This window comes from Mesobacillus maritimus, from assembly GCF_019749255.1.
Lineage (GTDB): Bacteria > Bacillota > Bacilli > Bacillales > Cytobacillaceae > Mesobacillus_B > Mesobacillus_B maritimus_A.
Map to the genome: position 1 here is coordinate 1 of NZ_JACWFH010000041.1, position 17,628 is coordinate 17,628.

Annotated in this window: 16 protein-coding genes and 1 pseudogene; 4 read left to right on the forward strand and 13 right to left on the reverse strand. The window is 40.3% G+C overall.

Annotation, left to right across the window (positions count from 1 at the left end):
- Positions 1–227: hypothetical protein (locus H0185_RS23170; RefSeq protein WP_221875936.1), on the reverse strand; the 227-nt coding region annotated here is incomplete at its 3' end.
- 171 nt (positions 228–398) lie between these two features.
- Between H0185_RS23170 and H0185_RS23175 the strand changes: the two genes are divergently transcribed.
- Positions 399–1,649, forward strand: coding sequence for an esterase/lipase family protein (locus H0185_RS23175; protein ID WP_221875937.1), 1,251 nt, complete (start codon positions 399–401; stop codon positions 1,647–1,649).
- A 127-nt stretch (positions 1,650–1,776) separates the two neighbouring features.
- Here the strand turns inward: H0185_RS23175 and rbsB are convergent, their stop codons facing one another.
- The 11 genes and pseudogenes from rbsB to H0185_RS23230 form a co-directional block, all read right to left on the reverse strand.
- Positions 1,777–2,700, reverse strand: coding sequence for a ribose ABC transporter substrate-binding protein RbsB (gene rbsB / locus H0185_RS23180; protein WP_221875938.1), 924 nt, complete (start codon positions 2,698–2,700; stop codon positions 1,777–1,779).
- Positions 2,701–2,711: 11 nt separating this feature from the next.
- Positions 2,712–3,682 (reverse strand): annotated as a pseudogene (gene rbsC, locus H0185_RS23185) (ribose ABC transporter permease RbsC).
- A 1-nt stretch (position 3,683) separates the two neighbouring features.
- Entirely contained in the window at positions 3,684–5,162 is a 1,479-nt protein-coding gene (locus H0185_RS23190) for a sugar ABC transporter ATP-binding protein (RefSeq protein WP_221875940.1), read from the reverse strand.
- 21 nt (positions 5,163–5,183) lie between these two features.
- On the reverse strand, positions 5,184–5,579 hold the full coding sequence (rbsD, locus tag H0185_RS23195) for a D-ribose pyranase (RefSeq protein ID WP_221875942.1): 396 nt from the start codon (positions 5,577–5,579) through the stop codon (positions 5,184–5,186).
- 1 nt (position 5,580) lies between these two features.
- Positions 5,581–6,459, reverse strand: coding sequence for a ribokinase (gene rbsK / locus H0185_RS23200; protein WP_221875943.1), 879 nt, complete (start codon positions 6,457–6,459; stop codon positions 5,581–5,583).
- A complete protein-coding gene (locus tag H0185_RS23205) occupies positions 6,452–7,438 on the reverse strand; it encodes a LacI family DNA-binding transcriptional regulator (protein WP_221875944.1) in 987 nt (328 codons plus the stop codon). The genes rbsK and H0185_RS23205 overlap by 8 nt, the downstream gene beginning before the upstream one ends.
- A 240-nt stretch (positions 7,439–7,678) precedes the next feature.
- Positions 7,679–8,920 carry an MFS transporter gene (locus tag H0185_RS23210; protein WP_221875945.1) on the reverse strand — a complete coding sequence of 414 codons (1,242 nt, stop codon included), beginning with the start codon at positions 8,918–8,920 and terminating at the stop codon, positions 7,679–7,681.
- Between the two features lie 119 nt (positions 8,921–9,039).
- Positions 9,040–9,870 (reverse strand): MetQ/NlpA family ABC transporter substrate-binding protein, encoded by an 831-nt coding sequence (locus H0185_RS23215; protein ID WP_221875946.1) that lies wholly within the window; start codon positions 9,868–9,870, stop codon positions 9,040–9,042.
- 25 nt (positions 9,871–9,895) lie between these two features.
- Positions 9,896–10,558 carry a methionine ABC transporter permease gene (locus H0185_RS23220; protein ID WP_221875948.1) on the reverse strand — a complete coding sequence of 221 codons (663 nt, stop codon included), beginning with the start codon at positions 10,556–10,558 and terminating at the stop codon, positions 9,896–9,898.
- Positions 10,551–11,297, reverse strand: a complete 747-nt coding sequence (locus H0185_RS23225; protein ID WP_221875949.1) for a methionine ABC transporter ATP-binding protein — start codon at positions 11,295–11,297, stop codon at positions 10,551–10,553. The genes H0185_RS23220 and H0185_RS23225 overlap by 8 nt, the downstream gene beginning before the upstream one ends.
- A 236-nt stretch (positions 11,298–11,533) precedes the next feature.
- Entirely contained in the window at positions 11,534–13,207 is a 1,674-nt protein-coding gene (locus tag H0185_RS23230; RefSeq protein WP_221875952.1) for a M4 family metallopeptidase, read from the reverse strand.
- A 307-nt stretch (positions 13,208–13,514) separates the two neighbouring features.
- Between H0185_RS23230 and ndk the strand changes: the two genes are divergently transcribed.
- Positions 13,515–13,976 carry a nucleoside-diphosphate kinase gene (gene ndk / locus H0185_RS23235; RefSeq protein ID WP_221875954.1) on the forward strand — a complete coding sequence of 154 codons (462 nt, stop codon included), beginning with the start codon at positions 13,515–13,517 and terminating at the stop codon, positions 13,974–13,976.
- A 52-nt stretch (positions 13,977–14,028) separates the two neighbouring features.
- On the opposite strand, the gene H0185_RS23240 is transcribed toward ndk, so the two are convergent.
- Positions 14,029–14,955: a DsbA family protein gene (locus tag H0185_RS23240; protein WP_221875955.1), complete on the reverse strand. Its 927-nt coding sequence runs from the start codon at positions 14,953–14,955 to the stop codon at positions 14,029–14,031.
- A gap of 165 nt (positions 14,956–15,120) precedes the next feature.
- Between H0185_RS23240 and H0185_RS23245 the strand changes: the two genes are divergently transcribed.
- Complete coding sequence (locus H0185_RS23245; RefSeq protein ID WP_221875956.1) at positions 15,121–15,666, forward strand: TetR/AcrR family transcriptional regulator; 546 nt, start codon at positions 15,121–15,123, stop codon at positions 15,664–15,666.
- 289 nt (positions 15,667–15,955) lie between these two features.
- A complete protein-coding gene (locus H0185_RS23250; protein WP_221875958.1) occupies positions 15,956–16,864 on the forward strand; it encodes a nuclease-related domain-containing protein in 909 nt (302 codons plus the stop codon).
- The last annotated feature ends 764 nt before the right edge of the window (positions 16,865–17,628 follow it).

Consider the following 17,628-nt stretch of genomic DNA (forward strand, 5'->3'; position numbering starts at 1 on the left):
CATAGACATTTTTTTGCTCTTTCACTAGATTTTGTCCTTGAGCACGCTGCATAGACATTTTTTTGCTCTTTCACTAGATTTTGTCCTTGAACAAGCTTCTCATAGACATTTTTTTGCTCTTTCACTAGATTTTGTCCTTGAGCACGCTTCTCATAGACATTTTTTTGCTCTTTTACTAGATTTTGTCCTTGAGACCGCTTCTCATAGACATTTTTTTGCTCTTTCACTAGATTTTGTCCTTGAGCATGCTTCTCATAGACATTTTTTGCTCTTTCACTAGTTTTTGTCCTTGAGCGACGTTCTCACTTCTGAAAAAGCTATTTCTAGCAGGTATTCAATGACTAAATAGCGAAAGTAAAATCTTTGGAGTCAATTAATAGAATAAGGGGGTTTTTGGCTTGGCACAACGTTTATCTTCAAATTTTGCAAACGCTTTACCAATTCCTTGTTTATGTACACTGCCTTTTGCTTCGATTAGGGAAGAAAGCGGAACAAGTACTGGAAATGACTATCCCCTTGTGCTCGTTCATGGATTAACTGGTTGGGGAAGAGAAGAGATGGCAGGTATTAACTATTGGGGTGGCATTAAAGATGTTGAACGAAATCTGAATGAAACTGGGCACATCACCTATACCGCCACCGTTGGTCCTGTTTCAAGCAATTATGACCGAGCTGTTGAGCTTTTTTATTACATTAAAGGTGGAACAGTGGACTATGGTGCTGCTCACGCAAAAAAATATGGCCACGAACGCTATGGTCGTACCTATGCTGGGATTTTCAGACAATGGGATGCAAAGCATAAAATTCATCTGATTGGCCATAGTATGGGCGGTCAAACGGCAAGAACGCTTGTTGAACTGCTTAAAAATGGTTCTAAAGCCGAAAGAGAACACCACCGTGAGCATCCAGAAGATGGTCTTTCTCCCTTATTCGAAGGCGGAAAAGAGTGGGTTCATAGTGTCTCAACAATTGGGACGCCTCATAATGGATCCACATTCGCGGATGAGGAACGCCTTGCCCCGCTCATGCAAGAAATGATTCTTAGAGCCGCAAGTCTAATCGGAGCAAATACCGAAACACTAGTCTATGATTATAAGCTTGACCATTGGGGGCTAAGGCGTAAGCTTGGAGAATCGTTCTTAACGTATATAGAACGAGTCTACAAGAGCTCCGTTTGGGATAGTAAGGATATCAGTTCTCATGACTTGACCACATGGGGTGCAGCAGAAATCAACGAATGGGTGAAAACGCATCCTGACGTTTATTACTTTTCCTATACTGGGAAAGCAACCTACAAAGACCCCTATACAGGTCGTTCGATTCCTAGGCTATCGATGAATCCTTTAATGAGACGCTCTAGTATATTTATTGGCTCGTATAAAAGGAATAGCCCAGAACCTGTTATTGACGAGACATGGTGGCCGAATGATGGAATTGTCAGTGTCACATCAGCTCAATATCCATTTGGGCATCCTCATAAGCGGTATGATGGCTACCCACAAAAAGGAATTTGGAATTGGGTTCCTGTTCATAATGGTTGGGACCATTTTGATTTCATCGGAATCGGCAGCGCTGACAATCTTGGATTAAAGGACCTGTATCGTTTTTATCATGACCTTGCGACCAACCTTCACACACTACCAAAATGACTTGCAGTACAAAGATCCTACCTACTGGCTTTCAACTTTGCTCCCATAATCGGGTATAGCAGGCCCTCTGGGAGCAAGCTTTCATCAAAAAAACGAATAAGGTCTCCCTTATTCGTTTTAAAAGGTTTTATTCATTTATTGTTACTAGCTTCAACGGTGCTGGGATATTCTTTTCTACCTTTTTCCCTTGTACTACATCTAGACCAGCTTGAACAGCTAACTGTCCAATCAAGTCAGGCTGCTGTGCTACGGTTGCCTCAAGTTGACCAGCTTCAATCGCTTTTAGAGCATCGTCATTTCCGTCAAATCCAATCACCATGATGTCTCTACCTGAACTACTAATGGCTTCAATCGCACCCAGTGCCATTTCGTCATTATGAGCGAACACCGCTTTGATATCTGGGTTTGCTTGAATGATGTTTTCCATCACATTTAACCCTTTTGTTCGGTCAAAATCGGCTGCTTGTTTCGCAACGATTTCTAACTTTTCATCGGCAATGTTATGGAAACCTGTCCCTCGCTCACGTGTTGCAGATGCGCCAGGAACTCCTTCCAACTCGGCAACTAACGCACCTTCGCCAAGCTGTTCCACGATATATTCAGCTGCCATTTCGCCGCCCTTTACATTATCGGACGCAACCAATGCTTCTACTTCCCCTTTATCAGCAGAACGGTCAAGCGTAATCACTGGGATGCCAATGCTGTTCGCCGACTGAACCGCCGTAGAGATGGCCGCAGAATCCGTTGGGTTGATCAACAACACGTCGACACCTTGCTGAATTAAATCTTCCACGTCGTTGATTTGCTTTGCTGAATCATCTTGAGCATCAACAACTTTCACTTCAATTCCCTTCGCTTCCGCCTCTTTCACCACGCCATCTTTTAACGAAACGAAGAACGGGTTATTCAGAGTCGAAACCGACAGACCAATTTTTAAATCCTCGATTTTTTTATCCCCTTGATCTGGCTTCGCCCAGGCAGGCGGTTCCATCGAGCAAGCGGATAAAACGGCAAGTGATAAGATTAAAAATAAAGCCAGTAATTTTCTCATTATGTCTCCTCCTAGGCTGATTTCTTACGGTCTAGTAATACCGCAATAATGATAACGATTCCTTTGACAACCTGTTGATAGAAAGACGATACGCCAAGAAGGTTCAAACCATTATTGAGGACACCGATGATCAATACCCCAATCATCGTTCCAAAGATTCTTCCTTTCCCTCCTGAAAGGCTTGTCCCACCTAAAACGACTGCTGCAATCGCATCCAATTCATATGATTCCCCCGCTGTCGGTTGCGCTGAATTTAGGCGAGATGTTAAAATCGCTCCCGCTAAGGCAGCTAGAAAACCTGACAAGCTGTAGATCAAAACCTTTACGCGTGGTACTTTAATACCGGAAATTAACGCCGCTTTTTCATTTCCACCAATTGCATACGTTTTGCGACCAAATGGTGTTTTATGAAGAAGGATGTATAGTACAACAAACGTTACGATCATCGTTACTGCTGGAACTGGAATGCCAAGGAAGTAGCCTCGACCAATAATTGGAATAGAATATTTTCGCCTAATCCTGTGATTGGATTTCCTTCTGTATAAACAAGGGTAAGGCCTCTAAACAATGTCATTGTTGCTAACGTTGCGATAAACGGTGCCATTTTTCCTTTTGTGATGAGAAGACCATTCACTGCTCCAAAGATTGCCCCTAATAGAGCTCCAATTAAAATCGCAAGCATTGGGTCAAAGCCTGAAACAATCATTCCCGCTGTTAACGCACTTGACAATGCGAGAATCGCCCCTACGGATAAGTCAATTCCGCCAGTTAAAATAACGAACGTCATTCCGAAGGCTATTAAGGCATTGATTGAAACCTGGCGCAATAAGTTCAAGATATTAAGTGGTTCTAAAAAGCTTGGGTTCATAACCGAAACAAAAACGACTAAGATTAAAAGCCCAAGGAAAGGACCAAGTTTTTGTGTAAAGGATTGAAGGAAGTTCCCCTTGTTATTTTGTATAACTTCATTGTTTGCTTTCATCTCACTGGCCCCCTGTTGCTAGTGTCATAATGTTTTCCTGTGTTGCAGTTTCTTTTGGTAGCTCACCTGTGATTTTCCCTTCGTGAACAACCAAAATTCGGTCGCTCATCCCTAATACTTCAGGTAATTCTGAAGAAACCATGATAATGGCCACTCCTCTATCAGTCAGTTCATTCATCAGTTGGTAAATCTCACGCTTGGCACCGACATCAACCCCTCTAGTCGGTTCATCTAAAATCAATACTTTCGGGCTGATGCCAATCCATTTCGCAATAACAACCTTTTGCTGATTTCCTCCTGACAAATCACCGACTCTTGTTTCAGCTGACTCCGTTTTTACGGTAAGTCGTTTAATCAGCATTTCAACGAAATTTGTTTCGTCTTTCTCCTTTATAAGTCCTTTTGGAGCAAAGCTGCTTAGCGACGGCAACGCAATGTTGTCTTTTATCGAAAAGTCCAGCACTAACCCCTCATCTTTGCGGTCCTCTGTGATAAAACCAATCCCCAGATTGACTGCTTGGCTGGCATTTTTAATAGTCACTTTCTTCCCATTTAAAATCACTTCGCCACTTTCAAGCGAATCTAACCCAAAGATGCCGCGCATGATTTCCGTTCTTCCTGCCCCCATTAAACCGGAAACACCAACAATTTCTCCAGAAGAGATGGAAAAACTAACATCCCTGAAAGCTTTCCCTGTTAAATTCTTCACTTCAAGCACGGTTTCGCCTATCTGGGAATTCCGTTTCGGGAAACGATCTGTCAATTCGCGACCCACCATTTTCTTCACGACCTCTTCGAAATTCGTTTCCGGGATTGGCTTTGTGTCCACCGTTTTCCCATCACGCATCACCGTAATCCGGTCACAAATTGCAAAGATTTCTTCCATTCGATGGGAAATGTATACGATGGAAACGCCTTCTTTTTTTAACGAAGCAATCACTTCAAACAGTTTTTGGATTTCTCGTTCCGTCAAAGCTGCTGTTGGTTCATCCATGATAATGACTTTCGCTTTAGTCATTAGTGCCTTGGCGATTTCAATCATTTGCTGTTCCCCAACCGAACAACTGCCAGCTTCCTTGTCTAATGGAAGCGAAACATCTAATCTATTAAATTGCTCAAGTGCAAGCCTTTTCATTTTGGCTGAATCGACTAAACCGATCGCGTTTTTTGGCTCTTTGCCAATGAACATATTATCGAGGACGGTCATTTCCGGCCAAATATTTAGCTCCTGATGAATAAACGTAATCCCCGCTTGCTCCGCTTCCTTTGGGTTTTTAAAATACGTCTCTTTTCCATCAACACTGATTTTTCCTTTATCAAGAGAATGAAGGCCTGTCAGTACATTCATCATCGTCGACTTTCCTGCCCCATTCTCGCCCATTAATGCATGAACTTCGCCTTCTTTTAACTCAAAATCCACACCTGTTAGCACTTGGTTTGTTCCAAACGCTTTATAAATTCCCAGCATGGTAATATGCATGTTGTTCACCTCGGCTTCTAATTAAAAAAATACGCCCGAATAAAGAATACAGTTTGCATAAGGTGTGACTTCGCCGGTGCGGATTACCGCTTTCGCCTGTCCGGTCAACCTTTTCAATTCCTCATGCGAAACTTCCAATCTATCAATCTCTGAAAATTTTTCAGATATATAAGTAGCTGCCTCGACATTTGCACCATGAATTTCAGATGCAATTCCCACTTTTTCAATCACCATGTCATCCGCTATCGCATCAACCACTTCTTGAAAAGAAGGAGTCCCTGCTTTTAACGCTAAATCAATCTTAAGAACGCCTTGCGGAATAGGTAACCCAGCGTCCGCAATCACGATATAATCCGTATGTCCAAGGTCTGCGAGAACCTTGGAAATTGCACTGTTTAAGATGCCATGCTTTTTCATCCTACAAGCTCCCTTCCACTTCGGCTCTCGTTGGCATTCCACCTTGAGCCCCAAATTTCGTTACTGAAAGAGATGCCGCTCGGTTTGCAAAAGCAAGACTATCTTGCAGGCCTTTCCCTTCCGAAAGAGCAACCGCAAAGGCCGCATTAAAGGTGTCACCAGCTCCAGTAGTATCTACAGCCTCGACCGGATAAGAAGGAACAAGTACCTCTTTCTCTCCATCATGGAAACGAACACCTTTTTTCCCCTCCGTAATAAACACCTTATTAGGATACTTTTTCATTGCCTCTTTAGGTTCTTCACCCGCGAACAAGACTCCGGCTTCTGTTTCATTCGGCGTAAGATACGTTGCCATTTCAATCACAGCTTGACTGACAGGTCTTGCCGGTGCAGGATTCAATAATAATGGTATTCCTTTTTCATGACAAATTTGAACCACATATTCAACCGTTTCTTCAGGAGTTTCCTGTTGGATGAGCACCATATCCGCCGACAAGATGACTTCAAGAGCATTGTCAATATAATCAGGTGTGACACATTGATTTGCTCCTTCGACTACGATGATGCTATTGTCACCTTCCGCTAGGGTAATGTGAGCTGTTCCGGTCTCTATATGTGTAACCGGTTTCACATAGTTCGTATGAACACCATTCTTTTTAAAATTATCTAGAATGATCTTCCCAAACTCATCCTCGCCGACACAGCCAATCATGTGCACTTCAGCGCCAAGTCTTGAGGCCGCAACCGCTTGGTTGGCCCCCTTCCCACCTGGTACGGTTTTAAATGATTGTCCAAGAATGGTTTCTCCCTTTTCAGGCCGTTTATGGGCCGTTACAACTAAGTCCATAGAAGAACTACCAACTACAACAATTTTAGTCATCTCTCTCTACCTTTCTAGTGGTTTGTCTCTCAATGAATTGAACAGGTAGCAGAATGTTTTTGTTCTCCACCTTTTTTCCATCCATTAATTTTATTAATAATTTTGCGGCTTCTCTTCCCATGTCATAAGCCGGTTGCCTTATCGTTGATAAAGGCGGATATAAAAATTGACTGAATGGGATATCATCATAGCCGATGATTTGCAGATCTTCGGGAATCTGTTTTCCTAGACGGTGTGCCTCATGGAGCACAGCAGCTGCCACGACATCATTGCTAGCGATGACCCCATCTGTATCAGGATATTTCGAGAAAAGCTCCTTCGCCCAATATTCCGCTTCTTGAAAAGCAAACGAAGTTGTCATCACATCAAAATGTACATTTGCGGTATAAAGTTCATCAACCGCCCCTTTAAAACGATCTCGAGCCGTCTGAGTTTCAACCGGTCCTTTTAGGACACTAATCCGCTTGCATCCTCGACTCACCAATTCCTTCGCTGCCAATCTTCCCCCGTCCAAGCCGTTCGCATAGACCGATGGGTGTTCAACCGAAGTTCTGTCGAGCAACACGAGCGGAAACGAGAGATTATCGTAGTGAGACAATACTTCATTTGTTGAAGCAGATATGAGACCGATTACATTATTTTGTTTAAACGTCTCAATATAATCGAGTTCTTTTTCTAGTTTTTCGTCTGCGTTTCCGATAATTAACCTGAAACCGTGTTCCTGCATCTCATCCTCCACTCCCCGTGCTAATTCTGGGAAGAAGGGGTTGCGTATATCAGGTAAAATCAGACCAATTAAACGGGACTTTTTATTAAAGAGTGACCGAGCCACTTCATTTGGTTTATAATTCAATTCGCGGATTGCTTCATCAATTTGCTTTCGGGTATCCTCATGAACATATCCTTTGCCATTGATTGCTCGAGACACCGTCGCAACTGATACCCCCGCTTTTTTTGCTACATCTTTAATGGTTGCCACTCTCTCACCTCTGTATGTGTGTAACCGATTACACACACAGAATATCACAACATTAATTACCTTGGCAACCTTTTTCTTTCCTCCCACCAAGCGGTACTAGATTAAAAGACGGTCAAAATAGAGCTATCATGGTTCTCACCGAGAATTAATAATAAAAAAACCTTCCTAGGTAGAAGGTTCAACATGAATTGGTTGTAACAAGGGATTCTATTACACTAAAAACATTTCACATTCAATAACTCAATTTATGCTCTTATGAATCTTTGTTTTATCTTCTTCCTGCCGCTTTTCCTTAATCATTAATACCCCAATCAACCCTATCATCGAGAATACAACAGGAGTGATGAACCCGTAATAGTATCCATGAGAATGATCTAATACCACTCCGAAAATCACTGGCAATAAGACCGCGCTTAGAAATCCACCTGTATTGGCAAACCCCGAAGCAATGCCAGATTCATTCAATGGAAAAGATTGACGCACGGTCGCAAAGGTTAAGGCATTGGCACCATACATGAGCCCAATCACAAAGAACAGGATGATTAGAAAGTGAATGGACGGATTCGCATTTGTGAATAGAAAAGTCGACCAGCAAAATACAATCACAAAATGAACCATGATATAAGGTCGTTTAATCATTCCTAACCGGCTGGAAATAAAACCTGATAAGGGAGCACCGATGAGCGCCCCTACTAAGCCAATTAACACAAGCTGACTCGCATCTGAACGCGTCATCCCGTACATACTCATCCCATAAGGAACAGCCCATGAGCCAATAAACCCTACATACGTTCCGACCAGCCCAAAATGACAAAGAAACAACGCCCATGCTTGCCGGTTTGATATAATCCTCCTTAGTAGGACCATCGTCTTTTCACGCTTTATTTCCTTTTTTTCAATCATTGAATGGTTAGGGATTTTTACTAAAACAAAATAGAGAAGAATTCCACATACACATAATAATACTCCTGTTAATAGAAACGCCGGTCGCCACCCAACAAAGTCAATTAAAGCAGAAAAGGGGACGGTTGCTAAAAGAAAACCAAGGCTTCCCGTCATGGCCGCGACTCCAATTAACTTCGTAAATTCCTTCGCATTAAACCAAAGACCCAAAATTAACACCATATTAACCCAGATGGTCGCATCCCCTATCCCGGTTAGAATTCTGGCAAAAAACAAAACAAATTCATGCGTACCAAGGCTGTAAATGATGGTCCCCACACCGGTAAGAATGGCACCGATTATGAGGAAAAAGTTAGGACCAAACCGATCAGCCAAGATTCCCATTGGAATTTGCAAACCGGTGTAAACAAAAAATTGGATACTGGCTAGTAATCCAATCGTTGAGGCGGTAACCTGAAAGTCCCGCATAATTTCATTTGTAATCAAACCCGGAGCCGTTCGCTGAGCCGACATGAATAGGTAGGTAAACAAGACTAACCCAAATACAACCCACCGGTACAATGGTCTTTGTTTTCTCAAGGACGTCTACTCCCATTGTGCTTTTAGTCTATGTATATGGAAATTCCTGATCAATAGTACCAATCAATAAAGGTGACAGGCACCATCCATTTTCTGGATGGTGCCTGTCACCCTTAAAATTAAAATGCTGGAATAGCCGTTTCATCATAGTTTTCTTCTAAAAATTCGCTTACTTCTTGACTTGTCATTGCCTCAGCAAGTTTTTGGATGGGTTCTGAGTCCGCATTGTCTTTACGCGCAATTAGCGTGATCGCAAAGTCATTATCGGTCCCTTCAGTGAGGAGAGCATCACTTTTCGGTGTCAACCCAAGTGGTGCGGCATAAGCAGGTGTCATGACGACGGCATCCGCATCATCATACATTCTTGCAAGCATCAACAAATCTACTTCTTCAAATGTTAAATTTTTTGGGTTTTCCACAATATCTGCTTGCGTATAATAGGTACCCGTCTTTTCTTTTAACGTAATCACTTCATGCTGAGCTAACAAGGCCAACGAACGATCAATATTAGAAAGATCATTGGCAATCGCGACAACCGATCCTTCGGCCAACTCATCCATTGACTGATACTTTTTAGAATATACACCATAATTCGCAAAATAAATCGGTTTGATTGGTACTAACTCAGCATCATTCGAGCGATTAAATTCCTCCATATAAGGAACATGCTGGAAGAAGTTTGCATCAACTTCCTTATTGGCTAGGGCAGTGTTTGGCTGGACATTATCGCCTAATACAACCATTTCAAGTTCAATGCCTTCCTCCGCTAATGTTGGTTCTACAAGTTCAAGAATTTCCGTCATTGGTGGAATTAAGGAAGCTACTTTCAACGTTACTTTTTCCTTATCTTGCTCTTTACCTGCTTCACTTTTGTTGTCTTCTTTTTCCTGACCGCAACCAGCTAATAGTAAGATTGCCATCATCATACCTAAGATAAATATCTTTTTCATGTGTTGTCCCTCCTGTTGCTATTGCTTACCTTTTATCTATCCTTCTTGCTATAGTCGTACCTGTAAACTGGATCAGCTGTACAAAAATGACCATAATGATAATCATATACATCATTAATTCTGTTTTAAATTGTTGATAGCCGTATCGAATTGCGAAGTCTCCAATCCCACCGCCCCCGACAACTCCCATTATCGTCGAATAAGAAATAAAACTAATAATCGAAGTCGTTAATCCGAGAACAAGTCCAGAACGTGCCTCCACATAAAGAAATTTGAAAATGACTTGCCTAACAGTAGCACCCATGGAAATGGCAGCTTCTATCACGCCTTTTGGTACATCCAATAACGATTGCTCCACTAGTCGCGAATAATGGGCAATGGCAATAATCGCTAATGGAACGGTCGCAGCTGCCGTCCCAATGGCAGTCCCAATAATGATCCTTGTAAATGGGATTAGAAAGACCACTAATAATAAAAACGGAAAAGATCGGATAATATTGACCAATAAATTCAAAGTTGAAAAAATAAACCGGTTCTCAAGAACACTTCCCTTTCGACAAAGGAACAGCAAAGTACCGACTGGAAGCCCCACTAAAATGGCAGCTAAGATTGAAACCCCAACCATAACAAAGGTTTCACCAATTGACCGAACAATTTCAGCTTGATATTGAACTAAGATCTCAGGCATGGTCCATCTTATCCTTTTTGAGTTGATCTACAAAGTATTGTGGGTGATTGTCTATTGTTTGAATTCCTTGTGGCGTCGTGGCTAACGTTTCAAACACTTTTCCATTCGCCATCACAGTAACCTTCGTACATATACTCTTAATCACGTCCATTTCATGACTAACAATCACAATGGTCACACCTAAGCTTTTATTTACATTTTCTAACACACCTAAAACTTCTGCTGTTGTATTAGGGTCAAGAGAAGATGTAGGTTCATCACATAACAATACTTTTGGTTTATTGGCTAATGCTCTTGCGATTGCCACACGCTGCTTTTGTCCACCACTTAACTGTGCTGGATATTTTTCCATCAAACTCTCCAACCCAACAAATCGAAGACACTCCATTACTCGACCTGGTCGTTCTTTTCTAAGAACATTCGATAATTCTAGCGAAACCAACACATTTTCGTATACCGTTTTATTCGCCACTAAATTAAAATGCTGAAAAATCATTCCAATTGATTTACGCGCTTGTCGAAGTTCTCTACTTTTTAATTTTGTTAGGGTTTGACCATCCACTTCGACTTCACCCGCATCTGGCATTTCCAACAAATTCATTAGCCGCAACAAAGTTGATTTCCCAGCCCCACTAGCTCCGATAATGCCATGGATTTCGCCTTTATTGACTGTTAGTGAAACAGATTGAATGGCTTCGAACTTTTCGTACTTTTTACTCAATTGATGTAATTTAATCATAAAAAAAACCTCTCTAGTAGGATGAAAGGTGGTCATAATGTTCTTTATTATAGCTTAAACAAGTCATGAATGCACATTGAACGATTCATTTTTAGTCAGATTTTGTCGAAAGTGTCATAAGGCAGCGAAGAATTTCTTCCTAGATACTATTCAAACCTAATAAAAAACTGCACCACCAGTGTTAGGAACTATGTCCACCAACCAGGGTGCAGTTTAAATCGAAAGTATTATTCTATTTAATAGATTCCTACTGCGTCAAATCCAGCATTTACTGCAGCTGTTTCTGCACTGTCTTCACCGTAAAGGTCTGTTGCAGACTGAACAACCGCTACACGTGCATCACTAAAGTTAGATGTTGGTGTTAAGTAAACAGTTAAAGCACGGTAGAAAATCTTTCCTAATGCTTCTCGGCCGATTTCTTTCCCAATCAAGTATGCAGCGTGGTTTGTGATTGAAGAGTTGATATGAACTCCACCGTTATCGACACTATTAGGCATGTTATAAAATTCATCCATATGGTCTGGATACACTTTTCGCTCATCTGTCGCATACGCCGCTCTTTGTTCATTGGTTACTTTTACACTGTTAGGATCACTCATGCTACGTAGTCTTGTTAAACCATCTTCTTTTGCAGCTGGTGCCATGATGTCTTCACCGATTTCCCAATCGCTATCATCCACAAGAGCACCGAAGATATCAGCGATGGATTCATTTAGAGCACCAGGTTGACCGCGGTAAACCAAATTAGCTGTCTTTGAGATAACTCCATGAGTCATTTCGTGAGCAGCCACGTCAAGTCCCGCTGATAGTGAAGTCATGAATTCACCGTCTCCATCCCCGTATGTCATCCAAGCGCCATTCCAAAAGGCGTTATTATAATTCTGTCCATAGTGAACATAAGAAACAATCGCCATCCCTTCGTCATCAAGGGAATTACGGCCGTGCTCATTTAAGTAATAATCATATACTTTTTCAGAATTATAGTGTGCATCTACAGCAGCTCGATCATAGTCGCTTTTAAAAGATGCTGAGTTCCCAGTATAAAGGGTATCATTGCTCGTAGTTCCATCATTTTTCGAATCGAAGGTAAAAATCCCCTCTAAGTTTTCATGAGAATAATCCGCTAATGCAAACTGCGTGCCAGAATTTGGTTGTTTCACCTTTGAAATATGGAGTTCTCTATGAGCTCCGTGTACTCCTAAGCCAACTCCCTTTTGTGTTTTGATTTCATCCGCATGCATAATAGCATTATACTTATCAATCACTTTTCCATTATTTGCATCCACAAACACATACCAGTTTCCAGGTGCATCTCCCATGAAGTTTACATTGGTTTTATAAGCGGTATGGTTTTCTCCTTCGAATGGAAGTACCACAAGCTCAGAAGTTGGTTCATATGTAAGTTCATCAGGAGCGTTGACTGATTTCTTTGCGATCTCTAGCGCTTCCTCAGCTGTAACAGAAGGAGAAGTATTCACTGACTCATCAACTAGCGTCTGATTAACCCTTCCATTTACAGATTGGACTTCATTTTCTCCATTAAAGTGAACAACCACTTCGGATCCTTCTACAGGAACGCCATTTACGGATTGATTAAAGCGAACATGAGTCATACCCAATTCATCTTTTAACACTTCTTTTACCTTCAGGTTTTTATCCGCATTTTTCAACCCAGTTTTCTTTTCATTTTGCTTAAGATAGTTTAATGCGTTACTAGAGGTACTAGCTGAGAATTTCGCGGCATGCTTTTCTTTAACGAAAACAGGGACATTTGCCTTCTCGTTCCATACCTTTTGTGCTTGTACACTACTAACAGTACTGTCAGAATTTGCAAACACACTACTCATTGGGACAGCCCCAAACAATAGCGCTGATGATAAAACTACAGGTGCAATCACCTTTTTCTTCATTTACTTCGACCCCCTAAACTTTTAATAAACATTATTATAGTGTAAAAGTGATAGAACTTAATGAATAATTAGAACCTTTTTAATTTTTAAATATTAGGTTAATTATACCTATGTCTATAGTTGGTGTTGTAAAAATAAGTAAGTTTATAAGTGATTTTGACCTATATAAAAGAAATTTGCTGCTACACCGCTGTCCCCATGTCCGATATAAGTAGAAATGATGTTTGAAATTTCTCATTTTTCCCTATAATGATGGTATGCAGAACAGGTTGAGGTTCTGATAAAACTTACTTATAGAGGTGATCGTATGACACGACAACGCACGTTTATCATGGTTAAGCCTGACGGAGTGAAAAGAGGGCTAACAGGAGAAATTATGAAGCGCTTTGAACAAAAAGGGTTTAGCTTATTAAATGCAGAGCTTATGACCATGGATCGCTCTAAGGCCGAGTATCATTATATGGAGCATCAAGATAAGCCATTTTTCGGTGAATTAGTTGATTTCATTACATCTGGTCCTGTTTTTGCCATGGTGTGGGAAGGCGAAAATATCATTGAAGTATCCCGACTTATGATTGGCAAGACAAGTCCATCCGAAGCTTTGCCTGGAACCATCCGTGGTGATTTTGCCAATAGCAAAGAAGAAAATGTGATTCACGGTTCTGATTCGCTAGAAAGTGCTGAACGCGAAATTGAAAACTTTTTCGGCTTACTTGGAAGACGTCGCCTAGAAGATGATTTTCCATTCGAAGACCGGAAATCAGTTTAATACATGTAGGAAATCCCCTTCTTAAAATCGAAGGGGATTTTTAAATGGTGACTTATTCTGTTACAATATAATAGGTTTCCTCTAAAAGTTCCTTTGCTTGATAACTAGTAGCTGAAAGTTCTTGTTCAATAAAGAGCGCCATATCTGATTGCTCAATCCCATACATCACTTCTATTTCTTTAGAAAATAAAAGTTTTTCCTTTTCTAGTAAGCTAGAAAGAGATGGTGGTTGTTTTGGTTGTAATTCTTCCACATTTAGAACTTGCTTTAAACCATCCACATAGGATTCAAACGGGCGTCCACCTACAATTTTAATTCCTTTTTTCTCTTCATTAACCATTATAATCGTTGGAAAACCTCTAGCACCAAGATCTCTGGCAAGAGCAAAATCTTCATTTAACAATTGCTGTCCGTTTGAGCTTTCTGCTTCAGTCACGATGGCTTCTCCATTAAGTCCAAGTTTATTGACGATTTCAATCATAACGGACTTCTCGGCAATATTATGATTAAATGCAAAAAGCGACTCCCTGGCACGACGTAAATATTCAAATGCCTTTTCATCACCATGATGCTTTTGAATGACTTTAAATACACGAGATGGTGGGTACGAAGATTGAACTGGATTCTCTACCATGAGGGACCCATCAATTGGCATTCGAGAATATTCTCCTACCTCCCTCCAGTGACCTGCAACGTCCGCCGGCCCTGAGATTCCATTTGCCGGATCAACTGGTACGTCTCCCCATTTTTCCAATAACCCTCCCATCACCGTATGGAAGTGAAAGTAGTCGCCATACTGCTCAATAAACCGACGAAGAACAGGTTCAAGCGCCCAACAATGTGAGCAAATTGGATCTGTTACATAGTAAAGTTCAACTGTTCTCTTTGGTTGATTAAAATCCATGAACTGCATCTCATCACCCTCGACCTCTCCACAGACACCTGTTTTTAAATCGCATATCATATTGTTGTTTTTCAACTCATTTCTCCCCTATTCTTTGTATTTAATTTATTGAAGCAACTCATTTGCTTTATATTGTCATTCTAGTAAATAATGAAAATAATCTATACCAATAATTCAATGGATTTGTCGTTTATCCAACACATACAAGAAATCGTTGAAAAAGGAGGAGAGAAAATCGGTATGACCCAAGCAAACACAGATCCCCGAGTTGTACGTACCCGCAAATTAATTATGGATTCGTTTATTGAACTTTCAAGTAAGAAAGAATTCAAAGATATTACTATTAAAGATATTACAACAGAAGCCTTGATTAACCGTGCCACCTATTATCATTTTAAAGATATCTATGACTTGCTTGAAAAGGTATTGTCTGAAGTATTATCGATTAATATTGATTGGAAAATTCTCGAGGATAATAAACTAAACGAAGAATGCATGATTCATATCTTCCAAGCTATTACAAACTTTCAAGTATCCTTATCCACTCGTTGTCATCGTGGGTACGAAGATACTATTGCCAGGATTATCCGTGACCAACTTGAAATTATTTTTTACAAACTATTATTAAAGCAAAATAAAAGAGAAGAAGACGAAACTCATAAACTTACGGCTGTAGTATTAAGTTGGGGAATGTACGGTGCTTCTTTGGAATGGAGAAGAAATAGTAAGATTCCGCCGGAGGAATTTATTAGGCCAGCTATCCCTAAAATCCTTTCCGGAATCTGACTTGAATCTTGAACCTAACAGCAACATGATAAAAAGCAAAAAGCCTATGCAGAGTCAAAAATCCTTGTGAAGATTGTTTCACCAATCTTCACAAGGATTTTATTCCTTTATGTGATCACTTTTGACACAACAACCTGATCAAAATTAAATATTGACACAAATAATCTGTCTTATCATATGAATTCCCCAAAATATAATTTTTATGATTGAATATATTCACCCATCAAACTTTCCTCCATTTTGAAAGATTTTTAATTCCCCCACTTTTATTGCAGAAAGGGAGTATCTAATGATATTGAAAGCACGAAAGGAATCAGACTATCTATTGGCATTCAGATTTTTAAACAAGCGGATTGAGCTAACTGAAAAGGACAAGTCATACTATTTACATCTTGAAAAAGGCTATGAAGGCGAGGTAAAATTCGATCAACTAGTAGAAAATCTTAAAGAACAGAGATATATTATCAATGATCTCCTTCTTGAAATAAATAATTCTTATTTCCAAATAGATTCCCTGATTATTTCACAGGGAGGCATTTATCTACTGGATATAAAGAACTTCACCGGTGATTGTTACTATGAATCGGACAAATTTTATTCCATGAAAACCGGCAGGGAATATAAAAACCCTATTGACCAATTAAAAAGAAGTGTGACTCTATTCCGCCAATTTCTTCAACTTTGCAAACAATACTACATTATTGAACCCTCGGTAATCTTTATCAACAACGAGTTCACCTTATACCAGGCTCCAAAGGACAAGCCCATTATTTTCCCCACCCAGTTAAATCGTTTTATTACAAATTTAAATAAAACACCTTCTACATTAGATAATGGTCACAAAAAACTAGCCCAAACTTTACTCTCACTACATCAAACTAAAAACCCATTCGAAATATTGCCCCCATATAATTTTAACCAGCTTAGGAAGGGTATCACCTGTTTAAAATGTAGTTCTTTTTCAATTTCAATCAACCGGAAAAAGTGTATATGTAGGGATTGTTCCTACCAGGAAGCTGTTCCAACTGCTGTAATTAGAACAGTGAATGAGTTTCAAGTTCTTTTTCCCTCCGAAAAAATCACAACCAATGTCATTCATGAGTGGTGTAAAGTAATAGATTCTAAAAAGCGGATTGGAGAAATACTTAGGAAACATTATACTGTAATTGGAGTTCATCAATGGACGTATTATGAATAGGCTTTGATTCGGCCTCTATATGAAGCCTAGTTCCATAGGTATCATTTCTGTATATAGGGTTCATCAACCTTATGATAAGGGTTTTTGCCGAGTTCCTTCTTAGATATCGACTTCATCGACCACATGAAGAAGGTTTCCCCCAAGTTTCTTCTTTAATTTCGGCTTCATCTACCTTATGAAGCAGGTTTCTTCCAGATTCCTTCTTCTATTTCGGCTTCATCTACCTTATGAAGCGGGTTTCTTCCAGATTCCTTCTTCTATTTCGGCTTCATCTACCTTATGAAGCGGGTTTCTTCCGGATTCCTTCTTCTATTTCGGCTTCATCTACCTTATGAAGCGGGTTTCTTCCAGATTCCTTCTTCTATTTCGGCTTCATCTACCTTATGAAGAGGGTTTCTTCCAGATTCCTTCTTCTATTTCGGCTTCATCTACCTTATGAAGCGGGTTTCTTCAGATTCCTTCTCTATTTCGGCTTCATCTACCTTATGTAGCTGGTTTCTCCCAAGTTCCTTCTTTTATTTCGGCTTCATCATCATCATCATTATGAAGCGGAGAGTTCCCATAATCCATATTAAATATAGCAGCTTCATCAGTCTGATGAAGCTGTGTTCACACGTATCAGAACTTAGTATCAGAAAAACATACACACGTTCGTTTATGTACAGTTGGAAAACACCGTTTATTGTTTTACCACAAATCAAAAAGAACAGCCGATTATCAGCTGTTCTTTCATTTTGCCTGGCAACGTCCTACTCTCACAGGGG

Excerpts from the sequence above, each read along its gene's own strand:
- rbsB (WP_221875938.1), bottom strand. The coding sequence starts at position 2,700 with ATGAGAAAATTACTGGCTTTATTTTTAATCTTATCACTTGCCGTTTTA.
- H0185_RS23190 (WP_221875940.1), bottom strand. The coding sequence starts at position 5,162 with ATGCATATTACCATGCTGGGAATTTATAAAGCGTTTGGAACAAACCAA.
- rbsD (WP_221875942.1), bottom strand. The coding sequence starts at position 5,579 with ATGAAAAAGCATGGCATCTTAAACAGTGCAATTTCCAAGGTTCTCGCA.
- rbsK (WP_221875943.1), bottom strand. The coding sequence starts at position 6,459 with ATGACTAAAATTGTTGTAGTTGGTAGTTCTTCTATGGACTTAGTTGTA.
- H0185_RS23215 (WP_221875946.1), bottom strand. The coding sequence starts at position 9,870 with ATGAAAAAGATATTTATCTTAGGTATGATGATGGCAATCTTACTATTA.
- H0185_RS23220 (WP_221875948.1), bottom strand. The coding sequence starts at position 10,558 with ATGCCTGAGATCTTAGTTCAATATCAAGCTGAAATTGTTCGGTCAATT.
- H0185_RS23225 (WP_221875949.1), bottom strand. The coding sequence starts at position 11,297 with ATGATTAAATTACATCAATTGAGTAAAAAGTACGAAAAGTTCGAAGCC.
- H0185_RS23230 (WP_221875952.1), bottom strand. The coding sequence starts at position 13,207 with ATGAAGAAAAAGGTGATTGCACCTGTAGTTTTATCATCAGCGCTATTG.
- ndk (WP_221875954.1), top strand. The coding sequence starts at position 13,515 with ATGACACGACAACGCACGTTTATCATGGTTAAGCCTGACGGAGTGAAA.
- H0185_RS23245 (WP_221875956.1), top strand. The coding sequence starts at position 15,121 with ATGACCCAAGCAAACACAGATCCCCGAGTTGTACGTACCCGCAAATTA.
- H0185_RS23250 (WP_221875958.1), top strand. The coding sequence starts at position 15,956 with ATGATATTGAAAGCACGAAAGGAATCAGACTATCTATTGGCATTCAGA.